We start from the raw sequence: 16,053 nt of genomic DNA, 5'->3' as shown, positions 1-16,053 counted from the left end.
TTTTAACCAACACGATTGGTCATCCGCATCCGCAATCGTTTACATCTGTATGATTTTACAGCAGAGAACATGCTGGGATGAATAAACAGTAATGCAAGGAATTGAATGGATTTTGCGAAAAATACTCAGATGAATAACAAAAGCCTTAATATCATCACAAGTATATCACTTAACAGCCAATATTCGTGATTACAATATTTTGACTCCCCACCAATTTAAAATTATTTAAATGTAATAGCAGTTAGCTCGTTCATTTTTAATAAATATAATCTGAAAATCTCGCTTATTAATATGACTGCCAGCGCATATCGAATACCATTGCCCAGCAATTAATTTTGATCTTTGTCTTTTCATTAATTTAATTGCTAACAGGTTTATCAAATAAGAGGGTCTTTAATGAACAAAATTGCAAAATCTATAGCGGTTAGCTTGCTGGCGCTTTCTGCGGGAAGCGCATGGGCGACGGACGGTAAAATTGAATTTACGGGTGAAATTCTAACCAGCACCTGTGAATTCGCCGATGGTGACGTCATCAACGTGGAACTGGGTCATTACGCCGCCGCGCAGTTTAAAACTGTCGGTGATACCAGCCCGGCGATTCCGGTTAATATTCCGTTGGAAAACTGCCCAGCCACCCCGTGGGAGCACGTTGATGGCACAACGGACAACTCGTTCCAACTGTGGCTGGAAACGCGCGCTGGCGGCACCGTAGCCGATCACGACGATCTGGTCGCCGTTAGCAGCATGGATACCGCCGCAACCGGCGTGGGCATCCGTATCGCAAGAGCCAGCGACAACGCAACGATGGTGCTGAATAAGCTGCCCGCGGCTGATTCAAAAATCAGCTTTGCCCCGGAAGCCGATGGCACCACTATCGTAGGGCTACAAGCCTATTACGTCTCCACTGTAGATTCTAAAGAGATCTCCCCAGGAGAAGCCAACGCCAGCGTTGACGTCACCATCGACTACCGCTAATCCCGTATACCGTCTCTTTCCATCCCTTCTTCCCGCTGAGATGGAAAGAGACGTTTTTTGACATCAGGTTAAGGATTACAGCGATGAAAAAAAACACCGCGCTCGCTTTGGCATTGGTGCTGGGCAGTTGGGTCAGCCAAAGCCTCGCTGGCGGTATTGTGCTACAGAGAACCCGTGTCATCTACGATGCCGGGAAAAAAGAGGCCGCGCTGCCGGTGGCTAACCGCAGTGAAGGTCTGCCTTATTTATTGCAGTCGTGGGTCGACAATGCACAGGGAACCGCACGAGGCCCCTTTATTATTACGCCGCCGCTTTTTCGCCTCGATGCTGATAACGATTCATCATTACGAATTATAAAATCATCTGAAAACATTGCTAACGATAAAGAATCGTTGTTCTTTATTAATGTGCGCGCTATTCCTGCCAAAAACCAAACCACCGATGCGAATAATAATACGCTAACGCTGGTATTTAAAACACGAATAAAACTATTTTATCGCCCGACAAATTTAGTCGGCAAGCCTTACGACGCTTATAAATCTCTTGAATATAAATATAGCAATAATGAGTTAGATATATATAACCCATCGGCTTATCACGTCGTATTCGCCGGTCTTGCGCTAGGGAAAACCGATCTCACGAATAAAATCGATTACATCGCTCCCGGCGAGCATAAACGGCTGGCGGTCCCCGCCGCCGCAGGGAAAACGGTGCAGTGGGCCGCGATCAACGACTATGGCGGTACCACCAAAACAGAAACCCAGACGCTGCAATAAGCCGCGCCTCACGATGATAGCTCTCAGGGAATGACAAGCGATATGACGCAAAGAACGCCGAATTTATCAACCGTGAAGCCACTTGCCTTCTGGTTGCACTGCGCAATCGCCAGCGGATGCCTGGCCTCCGGCCATGCCTGGGCCGGTGACTTCTACTTTGCCCCAACCCTTCTGGAAACGGAGAAAAGCGGCCAACAGGCGGTGGATCTGGCGGTATTTTCGCAGAATAACGCCCAGCTTCCCGGCGAATATATTGTTGATATTTATATTAACAACAAGAAAACCGGCCAGCGTAAGCTGCCGTTCGTTGCAGGTAAAGAACACCAGTTGATTCCTCAGTTCACCCTCGGGCAATTGCGTGAACTGGGCTTTAAAATCGACAACTATCCACAGTTGGCGGAGCAGGACAACGCCACGACGGTTGCCGACCTGACGCAGGCGATTCCCGGCAGCATCTCACAGTTTGATATCAACCACAGCCGACTGAATCTCAGCGTGCCGCAGATTGCCCTTTACCGTGACGCCCGCGGCTATGTAGATCCTGCTCGTTGGGACGACGGGATGCCGGTTTTGTTCACCAACTACAACTTTAGCGGTTCGCAAAACCAGTACGACAACGACAGCGATCGGCGCCAGTATCTGAATATGCAAAATGGCGCCAACATCGGCCCCTGGCGACTACGCAATTACTCGACCTGGGCGCACAGCGATAATGACACGCGTTGGGATAGCATTAATAGCTGGCTACAACGGGATATCAAAAGCCTGAAATCGCAGCTGGTGATAGGCGAGAGCGCCACCGAAGGCACGGTGTTCTCCAGCTATCAGTTTACCGGCGTGCGGCTGTACTCTGATGAAACCATGCTACCCAACAGCCAGCGCGGTTTTGCGCCGACCATTCGCGGCATCGCCAACTCCAGCGCTATCGTTACGGTACGGCAAAACGGCTACATCCTGTATCAAAGCAACGTTCCGGCGGGGGCTTTTGAAATCAACGATCTCTACCCTTCGGCGTTCAGCGGCGACTTAGACGTCACTATCGAAGAAGCCGACGGCAGCATACGTCATTTCGTCCAGCCGTTCTCCGCGCTGCCGCAGATGCAAAGACCGGGTTATCTAAAATACAGCGTCACCGCGGGGCGCTTTCGCGCTGCCAGCTCGCAGGACAGCCACGAGCCGGAGTTCCTTGAAAGCACCGCCAGCTATGGTCTGAACAACGCGTTCACGCTTTACGGCGGCCTGAACGCCTCGCAGGACTACCGAGCGCTGGCGCTGGGCCTCGGCTCTACGCTTGGCGTTCTGGGAGCAGTATCGATGGACGTCAGCCGCGCGGACACTCAGCTTGATAACGATGAAAGCTATCATGGCTACAGCTGGCGCACCCAGTACATCAAAGACCTACCGGAAAGCGGCACCAGCGTGTCGCTAAGCTACTACCGCTACACCAGCAGCGGTTATTTCAACTTCTCCGACGCCAACCAGAAGGGTATCAACGGCGGCGATCACCTGCGCAATGAAGCTCAGTTCACTGTCAGCCAGACGTTGTTTTCTGGTATCAGTTTCTACGCCTCTGGCTCGCAGCAGGAGTACTGGGATCGCGAGCAGCAGGATAAAAACCTGTCCATTGGCCTGAACGGCAATCTGTGGGGCGTGAGCTATAACCTCAGCGGCCAGTTTACCGACTCACATGACAGCGACAACGACCGTACGCTGTCGCTCAGCCTGAGCGTACCGTTGGATCGCTGGCTGTCGCATGCGCAGGCAACCTGGCGCACCACTGACCAGCGCGATCGCGCTACTCAGCACGAAGTGGGCATCAATGGCTCGCTGCTGGAAGACCGTCGGCTGACTTATAACCTGAAACAACGGCAAAGCGAAGGCGGCGATCCGGGCAGCAGCAGTCTGTACGGCAGCTACCGTTCTGCCTACGGCACCGTGAATGCCGGTTACGACTACAGCAGCGATAACCGCCAACTGAGCTACGGTCTCTCTGGTGGTATTGTCGCCCATCGTCACGGCGTGACCCTGTCGCAGTCGCTGGGCAATGCCTTTGCGCTGATTGACGCCAACGGCGCGGCAGGGATCCGGGTGAAAAATTACCCCGGCATCGCCACCGACTATTTTGGCTATGCCGTGATCCCCTATCTGACCGCGTATCAGGAAAACGCCATCTCTCTCGATACCACAATGATGCCGGATAACGTCGACGTCACCGAAACGGTGCGCACCGTAGTGCCTAATCGCGGTGCCGCCGTAACGGCACACTTTATTGCCCGGACCGGCTACCGCGTACTGCTGAAACTCACCGATGCGCGCGGAAAAGCACTGCCCTTCGGCGCCATCGCCAGCAGTCAGACGCAGCAGAGCATCGTCGATGAAGGTGGCGTGCTGTATATCACTGGTGTAAACAGCCAGCCGCAGATCTGATCCGTACGCTGGGGTAATCAGCCAGATCAACAGTGCCAGTTTACCTTCAGCCTGCCGGAAGATTCTGCTCGCAACACCGCAATACAAAATGGGAACGCGCTATGTCAATAAAGAGTCTGTGGATGAAAAATGGGATTACCGCCGTGCTACTGGCGCTACCTATCACCCCGGTCTACGCGGTGAACGGGGCCTGCTCCGCGACGGGAAGCTTTAACGTCAATATAGCCAGCGACTGGACGCAAGCACAGAACGTTGCGGGAACTTCGCTGGAACTGCCAACGCCGCTCTCAGGCAATGCTTATCAAATCGATTGCAGCTGTAGCGCGGGTAACAAAGTGGCGTTGTACTATACGGTCACCAGCGCGCTATCTAAAAACGGTAAACTCAGCGGCTTTTACCAGTTGAATGATAATCTGGATATTAAAACTGAAGTTGATGACATTCCTGGGAAGACGGCGGTCACGCCGCTGAACACTAAACCTATCCAGGAAAGTGGCTCTTACAGCCCCAGCAGCAGCAAAGGTAGCGTGTGCACGGCTGACCCAGCGGAGATCCGCGCCGCGCCGGTAACCATTGGCGCGAGCACCCGTTTTACGCTGTACGTCACCAAACCCTTCCTGGGGGAACTGGTAATTCCAGACACCCTGGTCGCCTCAGTACAGGCCGGATGGACCAGTTCGTCCACCCCACCATCGGTGAGCAGCATGGAAGATATCGCCGAACTGCGCATCCAGGGGAGCATCACCGTGCCCCAGGATTGTAAAATCAACCAGGGCGACATGATTCAGGTCGATCTCGGTTTTATCAACGCCAACCGTTTCACCACCAAGGACCAGATGCCGGACGGCTATACACCGGTCAATTTTGACATTCACTATGACTGCGGTGATACCTCAACCATCAAAAATAGCATGGAAATGAGGATTGATGCTGATGATGTGATTGAGCAGTACACGTTAGTCGCCCGCCGCCAGGAAGCCAATAACGTCCCGGACATCGGTGTGAGAATGGCCCGTATCGACGGGACCCATGTCAATGTCCCGTTCACAAATGGATTGATCAATATCGATCCTTCCGGCAAGGGAGTAATCAACCTGGAAGCCTGGCCGATTAATATGCTCGGCGGCACGCCCGCGCCGGGGAAATTTAGCGGTACCGCAACCATCACCGTTCTCGTGAAATAATGGCTCACAACATCGGCTGGCGCTGAGCCAGTTCGATAAAATGCTGCAGGGCGGGCTTTAGCTCGCCTTTTTTCCACGCCATCAACAGCGCAATGGTCGGAACATCGCCAACAATAGGACGGAAAACCACCTGTCCGGTATTAAAATTATTCATATAACCGGGTATCAAAGTCACCCCCAGCCCCATGCCGACCAGGTTCATGGTCACCAGAATGTTGGTTGCCACCTGCACAATGTTGGGCTGGCTTTTTTGTTGCTGAAACCAGTTTTTGACAATCATCGCTAACGCGCCGGAGTAGGCCGGATCGGTACTGACAAAATTCACGCCGTGTAGTTGTTCTGCGGAGATTGCTTGCTCATTAGCTAACGGATGATTCACCGGTAAAACCACTACTAACGGCTCATGAATCAGCTCCAGATAATCGAGATCCGGGCTGTACACCGGGTGGCGCATTAAGCCCACATCCAGCTCTCCACTCAGGATCTTCTCTTCCTGTTCAGTGGTGATCAGACTCACCAGCTCAATGTGCGTATCAGGCTGTTTTAAACGAAACAAAGGCAGCACCTTCGGCAGCAGATTTACCTCTGCGGAAGGGACAAAACCGATGGCGAAATGATTATCTTCCTGCACCGTTTTACGGGCACGAACTTTGGCGTTTTCCGCCTGTTCGAGGATCGCCAGCGCATCTTGTAAAAAGCACTCTCCCGCCGCCGTCAGCGCAACTTTTCGTTTATCCCGCACCAACAATGGAACGCCCACGCACGTTTCCAGATCGCGGATCTGGCTGCTTAACGACGGCTGAGAGGTATGCAGCTTTTCTGCCGCTCGGGTGAAATTCAGCGCCTGCGCCACCGCTACGAAATAGCGTAAGTGCCTCAGTTCCATGCCCTTCTCCTTGTTATCGAAAAAATGTCTCAACTGGTAGAAATTTACTATTTCACAGATTGATAACTAAACAGCAACATCCTTAGGGTACAAAAAAAGAAGGTCAATACATCTTAGCTTTCAGGATTAAAAAATATGACCACACCCTCAAATTTAGACATCTACCAACTGATCGATACGCAAAACGGTCGCGTAACCCCACGAATTTATACCGACCCTGAAATTTACCAACTGGAGCTGGAACGCATCTTCGGACGCTGCTGGTTATTTCTCGCCCACGAAAGCCAAATCCCCAAACCCGGTGATTTTTTTAACACCTACATGGGCGAGGATGCAGTTGTGGTGGTTCGCCAGAAAGACGGCAGCATCAAAGCGTTTCTCAACCAGTGTCGCCACCGCGCAATGCGCGTCAGCTACGCCGACTGCGGTAATACCCGCGCCTTCACCTGCCCGTATCACGGCTGGTCGTACGGCATTAACGGCGAGCTGATCGACGTCCCGCTGGAACCGCGCGCCTACCCGCAAGGGCTGTGCAAATCGCACTGGGGGCTGAACGAAGTTCCTGGCGTAGAGAGCTACAAGGGACTGATTTTCGGCAACTGGGATACCTCCGCGCCTGCGCTGCGCGATTATCTCGGCGACATCGCCTGGTATCTCGACGGTGTGCTGGATCGTCGTGAAGGCGGCACCGAAATCGTCGGTGGCGTACAAAAGTGGACCATCGATTGTAACTGGAAATTCCCCGCCGAACAGTTTGCCAGCGACCAGTATCACGCGCTGTTCAGCCATGCCTCGGCCGTGCAGGTGCTGGGGGCAAAAGACGACGGCAGCGATAAACGCCTGGGAGACGGACAAACCGCCCGCCCGGTGTGGGAAACCGCCAAAGACGCACTACAGTTCGGTCAGGATGGGCACGGTAGCGGATTTTTCTTTACCGAAAATCCTGATGCCAATGTCTGGGTCGACGGCGAAGTCTCCAGCTACTACCGTGACACCTACGCGGAAGCCGAGCAGCGTCTGGGTAAAGTTCGCGCCCTGCGTCTGGCCGGTCACAACAACATTTTCCCAACGCTTTCCTGGCTCAACGGTACTGCCACCTTAAGGGTCTGGCATCCGCGCGGGCCGGATCAAGTTGAAGTGTGGGCATTCTGTATTACCGATAAAGCCGCCTCTGATGAAGTGAAAGCCGCGTTTGAAAACAGCGCAACGCGGGCTTTTGGCCCCGCCGGATTCCTGGAGCAGGACGACTCGGAAAACTGGTGTGAAATACAAAAACTGTTGAAGGGTCATCGCGCACGCAACACCAGGTTGTGTCTGGAAATGGGGCTTGGCCAGGAAAAACGTCGTGAAGACGGCATTCCGGGGATCACCAACTACATCTTTTCGGAAACCGCCGCGCGCGGCATGTATCAGCGCTGGGCCGATTTGCTCAGCAGCGAAAGCTGGCAGGAAGTGCAGGAGAAAACCGCAGCTTACCAGCAGGAGGTGATGAAATGAGCACCTTAGTTTCTCAGGAACTACACCATCGCATTACACAGTTTCTCTACCATGAAGCCAGCCTGCTGGATGACTGGAAGTTTCGTGACTGGCTGGCACAACTGGATGAAGACATTCGCTACGCCATGCGTACGACGGTCAATGCCCAGACGCGCGATCGTCGCAAAGGCGTGCAGCCGCCGACCACCTGGATTTTCAACGACAACAAAGACCAGCTCGAACGTCGTATCGCGCGCCTGGAAACCGGCATGGCCTGGGCGGAAGAGCCACCGTCGCGTACCCGGCACCTGATCAGCAACTGCCAGGTCAGTGAAACTGGAGTTCCCGACGTCTTTGCCGTGCGCCTTAATTATCTGCTGTATCGCGCGCAAAAAGAGCGCGATGAAACCTTTTACGTCGGCATGCGCATAGACAAAGTGCGCCGTTTGCCGGGCGATGAGTGGCGCTTACTGGAGCGTGAGATCGTGCTGGATCAAGCGGTGATCACCTCCCATAACCTGAGTGTACTGTTCTGATGAGTCGTGTTTATGCCTGCCCCGTAGGGGATTTGCCGGAGGGTGAAGCGCTCCGGCTTGATACTTCGCCCGTCATCGCGCTGTTCAACGTTGGCGGCGAGTTCTATGCCATTAACGATCGCTGTAGCCACGGTAACGCCTCGATGTCGGAAGGCTATCTGGAAGACGACGCTACGGTGGAATGCCCGCTGCATGCCGCCAGTTTTTGCCTGAGAACCGGCAAGGCGTTGTGTCTACCCGCCACCGATCCGCTAACCACCTACGCAGTATATGTGGACGGTAGCGATGTGTTTGTTGATATTCCAGAGGACGCAAGATGAGCGATTTACGCGATAACGTGGTCTTTATCACCGGCGGCGGCTCCGGTCTTGGCCTGGCGCTGGTCGAGCGTTTCATCGAGGAAGGTGCGCGGGTCGCCACGCTGGAGCTGTCGCCAGCTAAAGTTGCCAGCCTGCGTCAGCGCTTTGGCGAACATGTGCTGGCAATCGAAGGCAACGTCACCTGCTACGCCGACTATCAGCGCGCGGTAGATCAAATCCTGACGCATTACGGTACGCTGGACTGTTTTATCGGAAATGCGGGGATATGGGATCACAACGCCTCGTTGGTCAATACGCCTGCGGATGCGCTGGAGAGCGGCTTTCATGAGCTGTTTAACGTCAACGTGCTGGGCTATCTGCTGGGCGCAAAAGCCTGTGCCCCTGCACTTATCGCCAGCGAAGGCAGCATCATCTTTACCCTGTCCAATGCGTCGTGGTATCCCGGCGGCGGTGGCCCGCTGTATACCGCCAGCAAACATGCGGCTACCGGGCTGATTCGCCAGCTGGCATACGAGCTGGCACCAAAGGTTCGTGTTAACGGTGTCGGTCCATGCGGTATGGCGACAGATCTACGCGGCCCGCAGGCGCTGGGACAAAACGATACATCGATTATGCAGTCGCTTACGCCGGAAAAAATCGCCGCTATTTTGCCACTACAGTTTTTCCCGGAGCCGGCGGATTTTACCGGCCCGTATGTGATGCTGGCGTCAAAGCGTAACAACCGCACATTGAGCGGCGTGATGATCAATGCCGACGCCGGTCTGGGTATTCGCGGTATTCGTCACGTCGCCGCCGGACTGGATCTCTGAGGAGGCGTTATGAACCCAAAAACTATCGCTATCGTCGGCGGCGGTCAGTCGGCAGCTATGGCTGCCGCTGCACTGCGCCAACAAGGATTTGACGGCGAATTACACCTGTTTTCCGATGAGCAACATCTGCCCTATGAACGCCCACCGCTCTCCAAAGCGATGCTACTGGACGACAATCCGCAACTTCAGCCGATACTCCCCGCTGACTGGTGGCGGGAACACAACGTACAGCTGCATCTGGGGGTTACTGTGCGGACGCTCGGCCGCCAAACGCATCAGTTGGTGCTGGCTAATGGGCAGAGTTATCCATGGGATCGGCTACTGATTGCGACGGGCGCTGCGGCACGCCCCCTTCCGCAACTGGATAAGCTGGGCGATCGTTGCTTCACCCTGCGCCACGCGGGCGATGCCGAGCGCCTGCGCGACAATTTATTGCCGGGCAAGTCGATTGTCATTGTCGGTGCGGGCACCATTGGTCTGGAACTGGCGGCCAGCGCGACTCAACGTGGCTGTCAGGTGACGGTGGTGGAGCTGGCGCCAACGGTCATGGGCCGCAACGCGCCTGCTCCGGTGCGCGACTATCTGCTAGCCCGCCACCAACTTGCGGGCGTGCGAGTACTGCTTAACAGTTCTATTGAGCATGTCGAAGCAGGAGAGTGTCTCTCGCTCACGCTACAAAACGGCGAAACTCTCACCGCTGATGCGGTGATCTATGGCATCGGTATCGTGGCGAACGATATGCTGGCCCGCGAAGCGGGGCTGGAGACGGCGAACGGCATTATCGTTGATACCGCCTGCACCACCTCCGATCCCGCGATTTTCGCCGCCGGTGACGTAGCGATAACGCGCCAGGCTGACGGTTCGTTAGTACGCGTCGAAAGCTGGGAAAACGCCAATTTTCAGGCACAGGTTGCCGCCGCCGCGATGCTCAATCAACCGCAGCCAGCAGCAACGCCGGGCTGGTTCTGGACCGATCAATATCGCGATAATTTGCAGTTTATTGGCGAAATGCAGGGAGACAGCTGGCTCATACGCGGCAATTCAGATGCGCAGAGAGCAATATGGTTTAACCTACAGGATGACGTGATTGTCGGCGCAGTAACGTTGAATCAGGGCCGAGAAATACGTTTATTGAGAAAATGGATTCAGGCAAAGAAAAAGCCGCCAGTGGCGGCTTTAATCGATGAAACAATCTTGCTTAAGTCAATATAACTGCCGGATGGCACTTCGTTTATCTGGCCTACATGTGAGTTACCTGTAGGCCGGATAAGATGTTTACACCACCATCTGGCAATCCGTATTACTTACGCGTAAACCGGGAAACGTGCACAGATATCGAGCACTTTACCTTTGACGCGCTCGATAACAGCTTCGTCATTGATGTTGTCCAGAACGTCACACATCCAGCCAGCCAGCTCTTTCACTTCAGCTTCTTTAAAGCCACGGCGAGTCACAGCCGGAGAACCGATACGGATACCGGAAGTCACAAACGGGCTCTTCGGATCGTTCGGTACGCTGTTTTTGTTAACAGTGATGTTAGCACGGCCCAGCGCGGCGTCAGCTTCTTTACCGGTCAGGTTTTTATCAACCAGATCCAGCAGGAACAGGTGGTTTTCAGTACCGCCAGAAACCACTTTGTAGCCACGGTTCAGGAACACTTCCACCATCGCTTTGGCGTTTTTGGCAACCTGCTGTTGGTAAACCTTGAACTCAGGCTCCATCGCTTCTTTCAGCGCCACAGCTTTCGCCGCGATCACGTGCATCAGCGGGCCGCCCTGCGCGCTTGGGAACACAGCGGAGTTCAGTTTTTTGTACAGCTCTTCGTCACCGCCTTTCGCCAGGATCAGGCCACCGCGCGGACCCGCCAGGGTTTTGTGGGTAGTGGTGGTCACAACGTGTGCGTGTGGAACCGGGTTCGGATAAACGCCCGCGGCAATCAGACCCGCAACGTGCGCCATATCGACGAACAGGTATGCACCGATGCTGTCGGCGATTTCGCGCATTTTTGCCCAGTCAACAACGCCGGAGTAAGCAGAGAAGCCACCGATGATCATCTTCGGTTTGTGCTCTTTGGCCTGCTTCGCCATGTCTTCGTAGTCAATTTTGCCGGACTCATCAATACCGTAAGGGATGATGTTGTACAGTTTGCCGGAGAAGTTAACCGGGGAGCCGTGAGTCAGGTGGCCGCCTTGTGCCAGGTTCATACCCAGAACGGTATCGCCCGGTTGCAGCAGAGCGGTATAAACAGCGAAGTTAGCCTGAGAACCAGAGTGCGGCTGTACGTTGGCGTAGTCAGCGCCAAACAGCTCTTTTGCACGATCGATAGCCAGTTGCTCAACGATATCAACGTACTCGCAACCGCCGTAGTAGCGCTTGCCCGGATAACCTTCAGCGTATTTGTTGGTCAGCTGAGAACCCTGCGCCTGCATAACACGCGGGCTGGTGTAGTTTTCGGAGGCGATCAGTTCGATGTGCTCTTCCTGACGTACTTTTTCCTGCTCCATAGCCTGCCACAGTTCGGCATCATAATCGGCAATGTTCATTTCACGCTTTAACATCCGCATCTCCTGACTCAGCTAACAATAGAATTTCGGCCTAAAAAGGCAGTCCCTAGGACTTCGGCCAACAGTATAACCGAATCATTCTTCGATAACAGGTCTTGACAAAGGATTTTACGCAAACGATTACCTTCGCGGTACGCAAGGCTTTGGAGAACAAAGGTCTGCTGAATTTCAACGGATTTCTTTTCAGGTTTGTGATGCAGATTTTTCACGATGTAACCTTTACAACGCAAAGTTACAAAGAACCATTTACAATGCAGGGGTATTTTTTATAAGATGTATTTGACATACATCATTAAAGTCTCAGATAAAGGAAGACCGTATGCTTGACGCACAAACCATCGCTACAGTGAAAGCCACCATTCCCCTGCTGGTTGAAACAGGCCCGAAGCTGACCGCCCATTTCTACGACCGCATGTTTACGCATAACCCAGAGCTGAAAGAAATCTTCAACATGAGTAATCAGCGTAATGGCGATCAGCGTGAAGCGCTGTTTAATGCTATTGCCGCGTATGCCAGCAATATCGAAAATCTGGCGGCACTGTTGCCGGCTGTTGAGAAAATCGCACAGAAGCATACCAGCTTCCAGATTAAACCCGAACAGTACAACATCGTGGGTGGCCATTTACTGGCAACGCTGGACGAAATGTTCAGCCCAGGCCAGGAAGTTCTGGATGCGTGGGGCAAAGCATACGGCGTGCTGGCGAACGTTTTCATCAACCGTGAAGCGCAAATCTACAGCGAAAATGCCAATAAAAATGGCGGCTGGGAAGGTACCCGTCCTTTCCGCATCGTGGCAAAAACCCCACGCAGTGCACTTATCACCAGCTTTGAATTTGAACCTGTCGATGGTGGCGCAGTGGCTGAATATCATCCGGGGCAATACCTGGGCGTCTGGTTAAAGCCGGAAGGTTTCCCGCATCAGGAAATTCGTCAGTACTCACTGACCCGTAAACCCGATGGCAAAGGCTACCGTATTGCGGTTAAGCGTGAAGACGGTGGTCAGGTTTCAACCTGGCTGCACAACCATGCGAATGTTGGCGACGTTGTTCACCTGGCCGCACCTGCGGGCGATTTCTTTATGGACGTCGCGACCGACACCCCGGTATCTCTGATCTCCGCGGGCGTGGGACAAACCCCAATGCTGGCAATGCTGGATACGCTGGCGAAAGCGAAGCATACGGCGCAGGTTAACTGGTTCCACGCGGCAGAAAATGGCGATGTCCATGCCTTTGCTGATGAAGTCAATGAACTCGGCAAAACGCTGCCACGCTTTAGCGCACACACCTGGTATCGTGAGCCAACCGAAGCCGATCGCGCGAAAGGTGCGTTTGATAGCGTAGGTCTGATGGATTTGAACAAACTGGAAAGCGCAATTAGCGATCCGGCGATGCAGTTTTATCTGTGCGGTCCGGTTGGTTTCATGCAGTTCGCCGCGAAGCAGCTGGTCGGTCTGGGCGTGAAAAACGAGAACATTCATTACGAATGCTTCGGTCCGCACAAAGTCTTGTAATGTGTTACGCGAGTAGGCCGGATAAGGCGTTTACGCCGCCATCCGGCAATCACTCTACCTGATGCGCTACGTTTATCAGGCCTACAAATTAACGGCGCGGCTTAGATTGCCGCGTCGTCTTCTTCACCGGTACGAATACGAATAACGCGTGCCACGTCGAAGACAAAAATCTTACCGTCGCCGATCTTGCCGGTCTGGGCAGTACGGATAATGGTGTCGACGCAGGTATCGACGATGTCGTCGGTAACCACAATTTCAATTTTTACCTTCGGCAGAAAATCCACCATATATTCCGCACCACGGTACAGCTCGGTATGGCCTTTCTGACGGCCAAACCCTTTCACTTCTGTCACAGTCATACCGGTAATGCCGACTTCTGCCAGCGCTTCGCGGACGTCGTCCAGCTTGAAGGGTTTAATAATCGCATCAATCTTTTTCATGCTATTCCTTGAAAAGGTCGCCTGTCTTTTGATCAAATAAAGCTAACATAATCCGCAGATTTATTCTTTGAAATCGTTTGCATCCAGCTCGTGCCGAGAAAGCAATTTATAGAATTCGGTGCGGTTGCGCCCCGCCATTCTTGCCGCATGGGTCACATTGCCCTTGGTGATTTGCAGCAGCTTACGCAGATAGTTGAGCTCAAACTGGTTACGCGCCTCAACAAAGGTCGGCAGCGCGGTGTTTTCCCCTTCCAGCGCCTGCTCCACCAGCGCGTCGCTGATCACCGGCGAAGAGGTCAACGCCACGCACTGCTCAATCACGTTGACCAGCTGACGCACGTTGCCCGGCCAGCTGGCGGTCATTAACCGCTTCATGGCATCGGTTGAAAAGGCGCGTACGAACGGTTTGTGACGTTCAGCGGACTGGCGCAGCAGATGGTTCGCCAGCAGCGGAATATCTTCCGTACGCTCGGCCAGCGCCGGGATCTTCAGGCTCACCACGTTGAGGCGATAGTACAAATCCTCGCGAAATTCGCCCCGAGCCATCGCTTTGGGTAAATCGCGGTGGGTCGCAGAAACGATCCGCACATCAATGTCGATATCGCGGTTACTGCCCAACGGTCTGACTTTTCGTTCCTGCAATACGCGCAGCAGTTTCACCTGTAACGGCGCAGGCATATCGCCAATCTCATCGAGAAACAGCGTGCCGCCTTCCGCGGCCTGAAACAGCCCTTCACGATTGCTCACCGCACCGGTAAAAGCCCCCCGTGCATGACCAAACAGTTCTGATTCCAGCAGTTGTTCCGGCAACGCACCGCAGTTAATGGCAATGAAAGGTTTTTGGCTGCGTGGGCTGGCGTTGTGAATAGCCTGAGCGAAAACTTCTTTCCCGGTTCCGCTTTGGCCGTTAATCAAGACGCTAACGTCCGATTGCGCCACCATCCGCGCCTGTTCCAGCAGGCGTAGCATCAGCGGGCTGCGGGTAACGATAGATTCGCGCCAGCTGTCATCGGTGGCGGGCGCAGACTGTTCCAGCGCCCCGTCAATCGCGTGATATAACGCGTCCTTGTCGACTGGTTTAGTGAGGAAACTGAACACCCCTTGCTGGGTCGCCGCAACAGCGTCCGGGATGGAGCCGTGAGCGGTCAGGATAATCACCGGCATTCCAGGTTGTACTTTCTGGATTTCAGTAAACAGCTGCATGCCATCCATTTCATCCATGCGCAGATCGCTAATAACCAGATCCACTTTTTCACGGTTCAGCACCCGTAACCCTTCCTGCCCACTTTCCGCGGTCACGACGCTGTAGCCTTCGCTGGTCAGTCGCATTCCTAGTAATTTCAACAGGCCCGGATCGTCATCCACCAGCAGCAGATGCGCGGGTTTACGGCTTATCATGGCGTAACCTCATCGGCAGACGGCGCTGCACCTTCTTCGTTATCAGGCGTAGTGAGTTTATCGTTCCCGTGCAGCGCATCAGGATTGTAGTTACCGCCAGGTTTGCGCGTGGAAAGCTGGCGCTCAATATCGGTCAGATTCTCCAGCTTGCGGGTCGTGAGATCGAGCTGGGACTGCAAATGCTGTTGCTGTTGGCGCAGCGTATCGAGATCGCTGTCGGACGCCTGCTGGAGTTTACTGTAGCGCATACGCTCTTCGGCAAGCTGCAACTGCAACGTTTGGCTGCTGCGCCAGACCTGATACAGCGGGCGTACCTGCGGCGGAATTTGCGGGCTTAACGCATCGAGGCGCGTAACAGCCTCCCGCCTTTCAGGCGGCGTAATGTTGGCATTATCGAGCAGGATCCCACGCCTGAAAGCGCCCTGCCAGGTATCTGTCATCAGGGTGCTGGCTTCACTACGCGCCTGCACCGGCATCAGGCGATTGGCACAATCCATCGCCCTCAGCCAGTACAACGGATTGGTTTCTGTGGACTGGCCAGACAGCGACCAGATATCCGTACAGTCGGTTGCAAGGTAGTCTGCCAGTTGATTAGGCGGAATTTTCTCCTGCGAAGGATCGCCGATAATATGATTCACCGCGTTCGGGACACAACCAACCAGCGCCAGGCACGGCAGGCTTGCGAGGATGACGCGACGAAGAAAATGTCGTTTAAGCATTCGGACAACAACGTATGGCATACTCACCAGACT

The 16,053-nt window shown here is 53.9% G+C and carries 14 protein-coding genes and 1 pseudogene; 10 read left to right on the top strand and 5 right to left on the bottom strand.

Annotated elements, in window-relative coordinates; all coding sequences use genetic code 11:
* Positions 1-396: 396 nt before the first annotated feature.
* From IB222_RS06190 to IB222_RS06175, 4 genes and pseudogenes are all read left to right on the top strand, one after another.
* Positions 397-975 carry a fimbrial protein gene (locus tag IB222_RS06190; protein WP_003835260.1) on the top strand — a complete coding sequence of 193 codons (579 nt, stop codon included), beginning with the start codon at positions 397-399 and terminating at the stop codon, positions 973-975.
* Between the two features lie 83 nt (positions 976-1,058).
* Positions 1,059-1,751 (top strand): molecular chaperone, encoded by a 693-nt coding sequence (locus tag IB222_RS06185; RefSeq protein WP_003835261.1) that lies wholly within the window; start codon positions 1,059-1,061, stop codon positions 1,749-1,751.
* Between the two features lie 30 nt (positions 1,752-1,781).
* Positions 1,782-4,289: pseudogene (locus IB222_RS06180) on the top strand (fimbria/pilus outer membrane usher protein).
* A complete protein-coding gene (locus IB222_RS06175) occupies positions 4,280-5,362 on the top strand; it encodes a fimbrial protein (RefSeq protein WP_149384798.1) in 1,083 nt (360 codons plus the stop codon). Before IB222_RS06180 ends, IB222_RS06175 begins: the two are co-directional and overlap by 10 nt.
* A 4-nt stretch (positions 5,363-5,366) precedes the next feature.
* On the opposite strand, the gene hcaR is transcribed toward IB222_RS06175, so the two are convergent.
* Positions 5,367-6,248 carry a DNA-binding transcriptional regulator HcaR gene (gene hcaR, locus IB222_RS06170; RefSeq protein ID WP_060683414.1) on the bottom strand — a complete coding sequence of 294 codons (882 nt, stop codon included), beginning with the start codon at positions 6,246-6,248 and terminating at the stop codon, positions 5,367-5,369.
* Positions 6,249-6,383: 135 nt separating this feature from the next.
* On the opposite strand from hcaR, the gene hcaE reads away from it, so the two are divergent.
* Genes hcaE through hcaD form a run of 5 tightly spaced genes read left to right on the top strand, consistent with a single transcriptional unit; the run spans position 6,384 to position 10,601 of the window.
* A complete protein-coding gene (hcaE, locus tag IB222_RS06165) occupies positions 6,384-7,745 on the top strand; it encodes a 3-phenylpropionate/cinnamic acid dioxygenase subunit alpha (protein ID WP_063941929.1) in 1,362 nt (453 codons plus the stop codon).
* Positions 7,742-8,260 (top strand): 3-phenylpropionate/cinnamic acid dioxygenase subunit beta, encoded by a 519-nt coding sequence (gene hcaF / locus IB222_RS06160; protein WP_149384799.1) that lies wholly within the window; start codon positions 7,742-7,744, stop codon positions 8,258-8,260. Before hcaE ends, hcaF begins: the two co-directional genes overlap by 4 nt.
* On the top strand, positions 8,260-8,580 hold the full coding sequence (hcaC, locus tag IB222_RS06155; protein ID WP_003835270.1) for a 3-phenylpropionate/cinnamic acid dioxygenase ferredoxin subunit: 321 nt from the start codon (positions 8,260-8,262) through the stop codon (positions 8,578-8,580). The genes hcaF and hcaC overlap by 1 nt, the downstream gene beginning before the upstream one ends.
* On the top strand, positions 8,577-9,389 hold the full coding sequence (gene hcaB, locus IB222_RS06150; RefSeq protein WP_048215769.1) for a 3-phenylpropionate-dihydrodiol/cinnamic acid-dihydrodiol dehydrogenase: 813 nt from the start codon (positions 8,577-8,579) through the stop codon (positions 9,387-9,389). Before hcaC ends, hcaB begins: the two co-directional genes overlap by 4 nt.
* A gap of 9 nt (positions 9,390-9,398) precedes the next feature.
* Positions 9,399-10,601 carry a phenylpropionate dioxygenase ferredoxin reductase subunit gene (gene hcaD / locus IB222_RS06145; protein WP_149384800.1) on the top strand — a complete coding sequence of 401 codons (1,203 nt, stop codon included), beginning with the start codon at positions 9,399-9,401 and terminating at the stop codon, positions 10,599-10,601.
* A 92-nt stretch (positions 10,602-10,693) separates the two neighbouring features.
* Here hcaD and glyA read toward each other — a convergent pair whose 3' ends face one another.
* On the bottom strand, positions 10,694-11,947 hold the full coding sequence (gene glyA / locus IB222_RS06140) for a serine hydroxymethyltransferase (RefSeq protein ID WP_003835277.1): 1,254 nt from the start codon (positions 11,945-11,947) through the stop codon (positions 10,694-10,696).
* A gap of 325 nt (positions 11,948-12,272) precedes the next feature.
* Between glyA and hmpA the strand changes: the two genes are divergently transcribed.
* Positions 12,273-13,463: an NO-inducible flavohemoprotein gene (hmpA, locus tag IB222_RS06135; protein WP_003037624.1), complete on the top strand. Its 1,191-nt coding sequence runs from the start codon at positions 12,273-12,275 to the stop codon at positions 13,461-13,463.
* A gap of 101 nt (positions 13,464-13,564) precedes the next feature.
* Here hmpA and glnB read toward each other — a convergent pair whose 3' ends face one another.
* From glnB to qseG, 3 genes are read right to left on the bottom strand one after another with little or no spacing between them, the layout of a single operon-like run.
* A complete protein-coding gene (gene glnB / locus IB222_RS06130; RefSeq protein ID WP_002914032.1) occupies positions 13,565-13,903 on the bottom strand; it encodes a nitrogen regulatory protein P-II in 339 nt (112 codons plus the stop codon).
* 60 nt (positions 13,904-13,963) lie between these two features.
* Complete coding sequence (gene glrR, locus IB222_RS06125; protein ID WP_304502732.1) at positions 13,964-15,298, bottom strand: two-component system response regulator GlrR; 1,335 nt, start codon at positions 15,296-15,298, stop codon at positions 13,964-13,966.
* Positions 15,298-16,041, bottom strand: coding sequence for a two-component system QseEF-associated lipoprotein QseG (qseG, locus tag IB222_RS06120; protein WP_003835304.1), 744 nt, complete (start codon positions 16,039-16,041; stop codon positions 15,298-15,300). Before qseG ends, glrR begins: the two co-directional genes overlap by 1 nt.
* Positions 16,042-16,053: the final 12 nt, after the last annotated feature.

Source organism: Citrobacter sp. C13, assembly GCF_014596815.2.
In the GTDB taxonomy this organism is placed as follows: domain Bacteria; phylum Pseudomonadota; class Gammaproteobacteria; order Enterobacterales; family Enterobacteriaceae; genus Citrobacter; species Citrobacter portucalensis.
This window is presented reverse-complemented; position numbering and strand designations above follow the sequence as displayed.